This is a genomic window from uncultured Winogradskyella sp. (genome assembly GCF_963975125.1).
In the GTDB taxonomy this organism is placed as follows: Bacteria; Bacteroidota; Bacteroidia; order Flavobacteriales; family Flavobacteriaceae; genus Winogradskyella.
This window is the reverse complement of record NZ_CAXBGB010000093.1, coordinates 1-11,297: the sequence shown is the minus strand read 5'-3', so window position 1 is coordinate 11,297 and position 11,297 is coordinate 1. Positions and strand designations below refer to the sequence as shown.

The following is an 11,297-nucleotide window of genomic DNA, read 5'->3' as shown; positions in this document are numbered from 1 at the left end:
GTTTGCCAATCGTATCGACTTACAAAACCTTGTTGACTCATTGACCAACCGTAACGCGAATCATCTTTGTCTGGTACCACATCGAAACCGTCACCAAAACTAATTTCTTGCCAATAACTATTTCTTATGCCTTGAGCTCTCCAAACATAAGCAGGACCTCTCCAAGACCCATTGTCTTGCATTCCACCATATACATTATAAGGATATTCGTTATCTACATTAATATGATAAAATTGTGCTACTGGTAAGTTGCCAATAAAACGCCATGTTTTCCCTCCATCTTTAGTGATATTCATACCACCATCATTTCCATCTATCATAAAACTCCCATCCGTAGGATGAATCCACCATGCATGATGATCTGGATGTACACCATTACTTACGCCATAAGCAGGCATTAATTGTTCAAAGTTTTTTCCTCCGTCATTAGATACATTCACATAAGTAAATACCGAATACACTCTATTCTCATTTTGAGGATCTACATAGATTTCAGAATAATAAAAAGGGCGATTACCAATATCACTTTTATTATTTATCATTTTCCACTTAAAACCACCATCTTCACTTTTGTAAAGTGCATTTTTCTTTGCTTCCACTAAAGCATATATAATATTTGGTTTGTTTGGTGCAATAGCAACTCCAATACGACCAAGATTTCCTTTTGGGAAACCGTCGTCTTCTGTAATTTTTTTCCAAGTTTTTCCACCATCATGTGTAATATGTAACCCTGAACCTTCTCCACCTGAATTAAAGAACCAAGGATCACGTTTGTGTTCCCACATGGCAGCAATTAATTTATTCGGATTTGTAGGATCCATTATTAAATCTGCAACTCCAGTTTTATTATTTGCGAATAATATGTTCTTCCAAGTTTTTCCACCATCCGTGGTTTTAAAAACACCACGTTCTGGATGTTCTCCCCAAGGTGAGCCAATAGCACCAACATACACCACATCTGGGTTTGTTGGATCTACAATAATTCTATGAATATGTCTTGTCTTTTCAAGTCCCATTGCCACCCAAGTCTTTCCGCCATCAAGGGATTTATAAACACCATAACCACCATTAAGCGAGTTACGAGGATTTCCTTCACCAGTACCAACCCAAATAACGCTTGGATTAGATTGTTGAATTTCAACAGCACCAATAGATGCGGTTAATTCTTTTTCGAAAATAGGTTCCCATGTTATACCTCCAGAATTAGATTTCCAAAGACCACCAGAAGCTGTACCAACATACATCACATCTGGATTATTAGTCACCACATCAATAGCAGTGACACGACCAGACATACCACCAGGACCAATATTTCTCGGTGCCATATTTTTGACCACATCTATTGAAAATTCTTGTGCAGAAATTAGTGTTATGCAGAATAGCATAACTAGAGAGAAAAATTGTTTCATTATTTATAGGTTTATTAAGTAGTGCTTAAAATTAAGGAAAAGATTTTTTACAATTTAAAAAATAGTTGTTAAGGTGTTAAAAGTTGTAATTAATTTTGGATTTTTACCATGTATCACGACTTTTAATATTAGCATCACAGAGTTTAATAATCTCTGCGATTCTTTTTTGCTGTGTAGCTTCACGTTTAGCACTATTTAGCCAAGATAAATAGCCTTTTCTATAGCTTTTAGAGAACCCTAAATAATTTTTGTAAGCACGAATATTTTTATCAAATGCCTTCTGTAACTCAATAGGAATAATACCATTTTCAACAGCATCCATTTCTGTCCATTTACCAGTTTTCTTGGCTAATTCAATCATTTTATAGCCAGATTCTTGAATCAGTTTTTGAGGCTCAAGTTCTAAAATATACTTTTTATTAAGAGCACTCCAAGAACTTTTAGGATTTCTAGGAGAAAAATATTGTCTGCGTTTTCCATTGCCTAAACTTTTAACTGTTGAGTCTATCCAGCCAAAGCATAGGGCTACTCTCACAGCTTCTTCCCAACGCATAGTTGGAATCCCTAGTTCGAGTTTATAAAATATAAGATATGCGGCTTTATAATTATTATGATTTTGTAATAACCAATCATAAAAATCGGTGTCTCGCTCAAAATGCAATTCAGGAATTTCCACAATTATAGTCTTTTGGACATCACATAAAAGTCTCTATTCACTTTTAATTCTGTTCCAGAAAAAGGAACTGTTTGCCATTCGCTCTTTGGAAAAATCCATTGTGTTTCATCGCTAGTTTCAATTTGAATTGGCATATCAAAAGCTTCAACTATGTTGGTATAGCGATAAATAAGTTCGCCATTCTTAATTTTAAATTCAAAGGTCGGAATTCTAACATCCCGTAAATACTGGTTAAAAAATGCAGTTAAGTTTATACCTGTTTGTTGACTTATATAATCTTCGATTTGTTTTGTAGTAACTGTTTGATGGTAAAATTCTGAATTTATTCCTCTAAGAATTTGTCTCCATTTCTCATCATCTTCAATCAGTTGACGTAAGGTGTGAAGCATATTTGCACCTTTATAGTACATATCACTAGAGCCTCTATTATTCACATTATAAGATCCGATTAAAGGTTTGTCATTTTGAATATTTGCTCTTGTGCCAATCACATAATCGGCAGAAGCTTCTTTACCGTAATGATAATCTAAAAATAGATTTTCGGAATACGCTGTAAAACCTTCATGAATCCACATATCTGCAACATCTTTATTGGTAATGTTATTTGCAAACCATTCATGTCCGGCTTCATGGACAATAATAAAATCCCACTTTAAACCCCAACCTGTACCAGATAAATCTCTACCTAAATAACCTTTTTTGTACTGGTTACCATAAGTGACAGAGCTCTGATGTTCCATACCTAAATAAGGGACTTCAACGAGTTTAAAACTGTCTTCATAAAACGGATAAGGACCAAACCAATGCTCAAAAGCTTTCATCATTTTCGGTGCATCCTTAAAATGCTCTTTGGCTTTTTCTAAATTATCTTTTAGAACCCAATAATCCATATCAAGTTTTCCTTTTTCTCCCTCATAAACTTCAGAAAAATTTACATAATCACCAATATTTACATTCACTCCATAATTGTTAATTGGGTTATTTACAAACCAATGTGATGTGATTGTGTTATTATCATTTTCCTCTAGTTTTCTAAGACGACCGTTAGACACATTCGTGAGACCTTTTGGATTCGTCACACTAATTAGCATACTATCTACTTCATCATAAGCATGATCTTTATTTGGCCACCATACACTAGCACCTAAACTTTGACATGAAGTTGCAATAAAATGCTTTCCGTTTTGGTCTTTTGTCCATGAGAATCCACCATCCCAAGGAGCACGTACAGCTTCTCTTGGTTTTCCTTTATAGTGAATTTCTAAGGTATTAATGTCACCAATACTTTGATTCAATTTTAGTGTAATAAAATGCGCATTCCCATCGTGTTTTACATTCAAGTCTTTACCATCTTGAGTAACCTTGGTGATTTCCATAGGAGACTGCAAATCTATTTGCATCACTTGATGCGGTTTTAAAACTCTATACTGAACGATGTTTTTCCCTGAAATGAATTTTTCTTCTGGTTTTACTTCAATATCTAAATGATAATAGGTTAAATCCCACCATTCACGCTCAGCAGTAATGCTTCCTCTAAGTGTGTCTTGTTTTGTATAGTCCGTTTTACCTTGAAGTAATTGTGCTTCTGAAGTTGAGACTATAAATGCGAAAATTATGAGTAAAGTATATTTCACGTTTTAATTAATTTTTAGTTTTAAATATTTATAGAGCATAAATACGGCCATTATTAATGTTAATCCAAGGTATAAGGAACCAAAGATCAGTAAATGGTTGAAATTTTCGGTAGCAGCATCAAAATCAGATAATTCTGAAATTAATGCCAACACCATAAATAATGTAAGACATATAACAATGCCAGAAATAATTATTCCTAGTGTAGATTTTTCACTAATTAATTGATAAATGAGAATAGCTAACAATCCAATAGCAAAAGGATTTAACAGGTTAGATGTTAAAACCCAATAATAGAGTACTGAAGCAATTAAAAATAATTCAGGGATGAAAGATCTAAATGTTTTGATTTTCATATTTATCTAATTATTTTATTTGGAAAAACAACCATACTCTCATAACCATCTTTGCCAACAGCAGCAATTCCAAAGAAGAAATTGTCAATTACAATACCTCCTAAAGTGAATTCGGTAACATCACCAACATAACGACTATTATCCCAAGTTGGTGATGTAGTATCTCTCCAGTAAATTTTATAACCTTTAGCACCTTCAACTTTGTCCCATTTTAATTTAGCTGAAGCCTTTACAATTCCTCCAATACCAACTTCTTTTGGTGAAGGTGGAGCAGAAGCAAGGCTTGCCATGCTAATAGCATTTACAGCCGTTAATTTTTTACAATATGGAAAATTGACATGCTCAAAAGTATCTCCGTAATCAATACCATTTTCAGTACGTATGTCTTGGTGTTGTTGCGTATAATTTTCGTGAGCTTCCATAATTCGGATGCCTGAAAAACCAGCATCGTTAAAAGGTCTGTGATGTCCACCACGACCAAAACGATCTAGACGATAGACCATCATCGGATTCATTTCTGGCATATATGTTTTTGTTGTTTTATGCACATAGCGTGCTAATTGACGTGAAATGCCATCCACTTCTCCTCCATAAAAACGACGTCCTCTAGCTTGTCTTGCTAATTTTTCAGGATCTGTTTCGTCTGTAGTTATAGCTTCTGAGAAAATACGGAATGTACGATTGTCAATAACACCATCAACGCCAGAGATATTGCCAATCATGTCATTATTCAATACTCCAATAATTTCCCAATTATGTTCTTTTGCATACTTGGCTAAGCCTTGACCTCCAAAAAGACCTTGTTCTTCACCAGAAAGGCCAACATAGATAATACTGCTTTCAAACTTATATTTAGATAACACACGAGCTGATTCTATAGCGCCAGCCATACCAGTAGCATTATCATTTGCACCAGGTGAATCTGAAATATAATCATTAGGATCTGAAACTCTAGAGTCTATATCACCACTCATTATAATAAAACGATTTGGATATTTGGTGCCACGTTGTATTGCAACCACATTAACCACCATAACATCTTTAACGATACGTTGATTTCTTCCTTTTTCTACTAAATCTTTTTGAAAGAAGACTTCTAAGCAATCATCACAACCTTTTGAAATATTATCGAATTGAGATTTTATCCAACGTCTTGCAGCACCAATGCCTCTAGTTTCAGAAAGTGTATCGCTTAAGGTATGTCTGGTACCAAAATCAGCTAAGGTTTTAACATCACTACGTAAACGGTCTTCTGAGACTGCATCAACGATATCATAAATTTTTGAATCTGTTTGTGCTGACATGTTGAATGAAAGAAAGACAATTAAAAATGGTAATAAATATTTCATAGCTAATTAATTTATAAGTTTTAAAGTTCCGAAAATATTGGCATCAATCCAACCTCTATTTTTATCGTCACCTTTTACATACACTGAGCCAATAAAATTTTCACGCGTCTTACTTTTATCATTATCACAATAGGCTAAGGCAAAGCCCATAACTTTACCTGGTTGTAGTTTTAAAGGAGAATTTACTTCGTCATCTTTATAAGAGTCACTGTAAAGTGAAATTTTCACTTCCCAAACAGATGTATTACCTGTTGTTATGCGTTTAGATTCTATATGAGAATTATATAGTTTTCCCTTTTTGTCTGGTGACATATCCACAACATTTCCGTCTAGTGCAATGTGGTATGCAAAAGCATTGTGATTGTATTGATGTTCTCCACCACTGTTGTCCTCGTCTATAAAAATTTCGAGGCAATCGTCGTCCCACCAATTCACTAAAGGATCAGCATTATTATCAACCAATACATCATCTTTTATTTCTGCTAAAAGGTAAAGTGCGTCTTCTGACCACGATAATTTATAACGACCAGAGAAATCCTGGTTAGTATAAGAATTACCAAGCCATAATTGATCTAAGGGCAACCAAAATTTGTTTGACCAAATTTCATCATCAGCTTTTCCGTCAATTACAGGTATAACTTTTGCTTTATTTACTGTTATGAGTTGATTAATCTTCTTAACCTGATTTACTTTCTTTTTGTAGTTAAATTTTACAGTTTCTATTTCTCCTTTCTCTTCAATGTCAACATAGACATTCATTTCGTTTTTAGATACTTTCTCAAAACTCATGCCTTCAAAAATAACTTTGTTTTCAGTGATTTCTTTAAGTGGAAAATCAACCGTTTCATCTTTAGTTTCCCAACCTTTTAAATCTGCTCCAAAATGTTTGAGTTGTAGTATTAAAGTGTTTTCAACTTCGCGAATAACTTCAATTTCATAGAAGGTGACTTTTCCATCATTAATCAATTTAAAAGTTGCCATCATCGAACCTCCAGAAGGTTCGCTCCAAATTTCTTCTGTTTGTCCACCAAAAGCTTCACCATGCCATGTTCCAGCAATCCATGCGATATTTTCTAATTTTGGCTCTAAGGTTTTTATTTGCGAGTATAGACTTAAGCTTAAAAATAATATGGTAAACGTTAGGAGAGATTTCATCTATAAAAATTTAAGAAGAAAAGATACGGAATATTTGAGATAGAATGGAAATGACTATTGCTAAATATATTCATATAACCTGCTATTCTATAACCTGATAAATAGTCATCGGATTAGCCTTATTCTTTAAGTTTATGCTTCCAATTTTTTCACATTTAAAGGATTCTTTTACTTTCTCATAACAATCTTCAGAAATAACGATTTGGTTTTCTTTAGCTGCATCTTGCAAACGTGCTGCTGTATTTACCGTATCGCCAATAACAGTATAGTCTAAACGTTTTAAACTAGCTGAGCCAATATTACCAGAAATCATCTCACCACTTTTAATACCTATAGATACTTTTGGAGTATAACCTACATCTGCGCCAATTTCCGTAAGCGCATTTATTTTATTGCAAACAGCTAAAGCAGCATCAATAGCTCTGTCTAGGTGATACTCGCCTCTAAAAACGGCCATAATGGCGTCACCAATAAACTTATCGATATGGCCATTTTGTTCTATAATTTCTTTAACCATTTCATCGAAGTAAGCGTTAATCATTTTTACAACATTATCGGCAGATGTAGTTTCACTAATGGCTGTGAATCCGCAAATATCAATAAAAATTACTGTGCCTTCTATAGTCTCATTAGACATTATGGTGGACTCAAATTCTTTGTTGCCCATAAAATTGAGAACATTCTCATCAACGTACATTTTTAATATGTTGTTTTCTTTTATGGCTTTGAGTGTGTCTTTTATATGTGAAGCATGTTTTAAAGTCTTTTCCATGGTGATGGTTAAATCTTCAAAATTTATGGGTTTAGTAATAAAATCGAATGCTCCACGATTCATAGCAGTTCTTATATTATCCATATCACCATAGGCAGAAACGATTACTGATTTTATTAGAGGACTCGATTCATGAAGCTCGGAAAGTAAAGTTAGACCATCCATTTCTGGCATATTAATATCACTTAACACAATATCTACCTCAGGATTTTGACTAATCTTATCTAAGGCATCTTTTCCGTTTATGGCAAATAGAAATTCATATTCCTGAGCTCTTATTTTTTTGCGAAACTTCTGTTTTATAAGTACTTCTAAATCCGTTTCGTCATCGACTACTAGTATCTTTGCCATTATCTTTGTTGGATTAATTTTTCTTTTAATAATTTGAAATCAACAGGTTTTGTTAAAAAATCATCTGCGCCTAAACTCTTGGCAGTGTTAAAATTCTCCTCATCACCATATGCTGTAACCATCATCACCACTGGAGGTGGTGCAACAAAGTCTTTCTTTATAATCTCTAAGAGCTGTAGTCCACTCATACCAGGCATATTAATATCTGATAAAATTAAAACAGCCTCTTGCTCCATATTACGAAGTGTTTCTAAGGCTTCCTCACCTGAAAAAGCAAATACGAAGTCAAGTTCTCCTTTCCGGATTTCTTTTCTAAAACGCTGTTGAAAAAGTGTTTTTACATCTTGTTCGTCGTCTACTACTAATATTTTCATTATTTATTGGTTTTAATAGGTAATGTGATTTTAAATTCTGTGAACTCTCCAGTTTTAGTGTACACATCTAATTGACCATTATGGGCTTTAATAATATCATAGCTCATAGATAATCCCAATCCAGTGCCTTTACCCGTTGGTTTTGTGGTAAAAAAGGGTTGAAATATTTTATCTATAATATCTTTTGGAATACCATCTCCATTATCTTTTATTGTAATTTTCATGATATCATCAGTTCTTAATGTAGCAACAGAAACAGTCGGTTTATAAGTATTTGATGCTACATTAGATTGCTTTTCGTTTACTGCATAAAAGGCATTGGTGAAAAGATTTAGGATAACTCTTCCTATCTCTTGACTTACGACAGTTATTTCGCCAAGATTAGGATCGAAATTGGTTTCTAATTTTGCATTAAAGCTTTTGTCTTTCGCTCTAAGACCATGATATGCTAGTCTAAAATATTCGTCGGTTAGTTTGTTTATGTCTGTAGGCTCTTTTTCGCCTGTATTTTTTCGACTATGCTGCAACATCCCTTTTATAATATCATCTGCGCGTTTTCCATGATGGTTAATTTTTTCGAGGTTTTGCTTAATGTCTGAGGCGATAAGTTTTACCTCTTCTATGTCTCCTTCTTCCAATTCTTCATTAATCTCATCGATAAGTTCACTGCTAACTTCGCTGAAGTTATTGACAAAGTTTAATGGGTTTTGAATTTCATGCGCTATACCAGCAGTAAGCTCTCCCAAGCTTGCCATTTTTTCAGATTGGATAAGTTGGGTTTGTGTAGCTTTAAGGTGTTCTAACGATTGTCTTAATTCAGTAGTCTGTTCGTTAACTTTCTTTTGTAGTCGTTCGTTCTCTCGTTTCCATTCATCTTTATGCCAAGTATCACCTTCAGATTCTACACCTACTGAACCATGCCAATGAACAGCTTTCCATTTTCCAAATTCATGGAATAATACAGTTGAAATTCTTAACGGAAGTTTTGTCTTTACAGCATTAAATGTATAGCTCAAATCAATTTCGGCAACAATCACAGCACATTCTTCATTGTTTGAATACTGTTTTTTAATAATGTCTAAACGATAATTATAATCTTCTAAATGCTTTTTTTGCTCTTGCCCAAGAAGGCATAGTTCTTTAACTTGGTCAACACCAAAGACTCTTTCTTCCGTTGTGGTGCCATAGCCCATAATGTCTGTTGATGCCAAATCATCAAGTTGTTCTATAGGTGTGTCTTCCATAAAACTTTTCACCCAAAGATTATAAGTGTTCAGTAAGTCTTTTTCTTTGTTTTCATCCATACTATTAGGATTTATTTAATTGGTAAAATTATATTAAACTCAGTTCCTTTATCTTGTTTGGTGTCAACCTTTAACTCGCCTCCATGTCCTTTAGTAATAATATCGTAGCTCATACTAAGTCCTAATCCTGTGCCTTGCCCTGTTGGTTTAGTAGTAAAAAAAGGTTGAAAAATTTTATCCAATGCTTTTTTAGGTATACCATTACCATTGTCTTTGACTGAAATAGTTACCTGATTACCGTTCTTTTTTGTGCTTAATGTTACGTTAGGTTCGTAACCATCTATATTGAGTTGCTTTTTCTCGTTGACAGCGTAAAATGCATTTGTAAATAAATTAAGAATAACACGTCCAATATCTTGTGGAATAACATCTACAGTTTTAATATCATTATCATAATCGGTTTCCAAATGTGCATTAAACGATTTATCTTTTGCTCTAAGTCCATGATAAGCTAATCGAAGATATTCATCTGCCAAGGCATTAATATTTGTCGGTTCCTTTTTGTTACCACTTGCTCTACTGTGTTGTAACATGCCTTTTACAATACCATCAGCACGTTTACCATGATGGTTTATTTTATCTAAATTTTGAACGATATCAGACATAATCGCTCTAACCTCTTCCATATCTCCAGCCTCTATTTCCTCTAACATTTCCTCTAAAAGCTCCTTACTGACTTCAGAAAAATTATTCACAAAATTCAATGGGTTTTGAATCTCATGAGCAATACCTGCTGTGAGCTCTCCAAGTGAAGCCATTTTTTCTGACTGTATCAATTGCTTTTGGGTTTGCTGAAGATCGCTTAGTGTTTTTTCTAAACGCTGTTTTTCTGCTTCAAGCTTAACAGCCTGGTCTTCCTTTAGTTTTAAATCGAGAAAACGTGTGTAGGTTTGTTCAAAAACCTGACCGAATCTTTTAAATATGTGATGTGCATCGGGAACAGTTTCATAGGTAATGAACATTACATAACCGAACTTTAAAAATACAATATGAAATATTTGAAAGGTAGGTAAACTTATTCCTGCTTTTTCAAGTTCTTCTAATATGACTCCAACAGTAGGGAGTGTTTTCATAAATTCATAATGCTTCACGAGATTTTTGCCTCCGCATTCTGAAACATGAAAGATTTCTCCTTTTTTATAAGGGTCATAAAAATTATAACCTTCGCCAATTGTTGGTAATGAAAATGCTTTTTGAATTTCACCTTCACTACTCATATTGCACGACGCACTCGTTTTGCTCTCATCTTCCCAAATACAATAACCAGCACTCCAAGCAGGTATGCCTAATTCTTGTACTTGTAGAAATAGATTATTGGCAGCCTCAGGCAATTCATCACTATGTTGCATGGCCATGGTACGTGAACGTACTTTTTCTAGAGCGGTTTCAATTTGTGCTTCTCTAGTTTGCTGTTCTGCTTTTTGTAAATCGAGGAAACGTGTATAAGATTGCTCGAAAACCTGCCCAAATCGTTCAATGATTTTATTCTCATCTTCTGAATATGGAATAGAAGCATAGTTTGCAAGAATCAACATTATATTGGGATTAATAGCAATAGATCTCGCCATTCCTCTACTCATTATAAACGCATTGTCTTCTTTTGAAAACACCTTAGATCCACCATGTTTGAGTAAATGGCTATGCCATTTGTTATGTTCTTTTTTAGTTATAACATCAGTACAAAATGAATCAGATTTTTCTTGTGCTGCTCTCAAATTATTAAAAACAGCGATATCTAAATACGGTGTAGTAAATCGCATTGGCCTAGACAGACCTTTAGCTGCAGTCCAAAATTTATACCCTTCGCTATTGTCATTATTGGCAAAGCTGACATGAACAAATTTGAAATCTAGTTCTTGTAATTGTTCGGAAACTACAGTAATGACCTCTAAAAGTTCTTCACTATTGTGCATTGCCAT

The 11,297-nt window shown here is 34.1% G+C and carries 9 protein-coding genes and 1 pseudogene; all 10 read right to left on the bottom strand.

The genetic code is table 11. The features are described 5' to 3' along the window. Positions 1-1,409, bottom strand: a pseudogene (locus AAC053_RS12165) (hypothetical protein); the annotation flags it as partial. 103 nt (positions 1,410-1,512) lie between these two features. Then, the gene (locus AAC053_RS12160) at positions 1,513-2,085 is read right to left on the bottom strand and encodes a YdeI/OmpD-associated family protein (protein ID WP_339756985.1); all 573 of its coding nucleotides are present in this window, start codon (positions 2,083-2,085) and stop codon (positions 1,513-1,515) included. A gap of 2 nt (positions 2,086-2,087) precedes the next feature. Next, positions 2,088-3,719, bottom strand: a complete 1,632-nt coding sequence (locus tag AAC053_RS12155) for a M1 family metallopeptidase (RefSeq protein ID WP_339756983.1) — start codon at positions 3,717-3,719, stop codon at positions 2,088-2,090. Positions 3,720-3,722: 3 nt separating this feature from the next. Further along, positions 3,723-4,073 (bottom strand): hypothetical protein, encoded by a 351-nt coding sequence (locus AAC053_RS12150; RefSeq protein ID WP_339756980.1) that lies wholly within the window; start codon positions 4,071-4,073, stop codon positions 3,723-3,725. 2 nt (positions 4,074-4,075) lie between these two features. Beyond that, positions 4,076-5,422: a M28 family metallopeptidase gene (locus AAC053_RS12145; RefSeq protein ID WP_339756977.1), complete on the bottom strand. Its 1,347-nt coding sequence runs from the start codon at positions 5,420-5,422 to the stop codon at positions 4,076-4,078. Positions 5,423-5,428: 6 nt separating this feature from the next. Next, the gene (locus AAC053_RS12140) at positions 5,429-6,577 is read right to left on the bottom strand and encodes a DUF6265 family protein (RefSeq protein WP_339756975.1); all 1,149 of its coding nucleotides are present in this window, start codon (positions 6,575-6,577) and stop codon (positions 5,429-5,431) included. A gap of 82 nt (positions 6,578-6,659) precedes the next feature. Next, positions 6,660-7,700, bottom strand: a complete 1,041-nt coding sequence (locus AAC053_RS12135; RefSeq protein ID WP_339756972.1) for an adenylate/guanylate cyclase domain-containing protein — start codon at positions 7,698-7,700, stop codon at positions 6,660-6,662. Beyond that, positions 7,700-8,074: a response regulator gene (locus AAC053_RS12130; RefSeq protein ID WP_339756970.1), complete on the bottom strand. Its 375-nt coding sequence runs from the start codon at positions 8,072-8,074 to the stop codon at positions 7,700-7,702. Before AAC053_RS12130 ends, AAC053_RS12135 begins: the two co-directional genes overlap by 1 nt. Then, entirely contained in the window at positions 8,074-9,378 is a 1,305-nt protein-coding gene (locus tag AAC053_RS12125) for an ATP-binding protein (protein WP_339756966.1), read from the bottom strand. Before AAC053_RS12125 ends, AAC053_RS12130 begins: the two co-directional genes overlap by 1 nt. Before the next feature lie 11 nt (positions 9,379-9,389). Continuing rightward, on the bottom strand, positions 9,390-11,297 hold a 1,908-nt coding region (locus AAC053_RS12120; protein WP_339756963.1), incomplete at its 5' end, for an ATP-binding protein.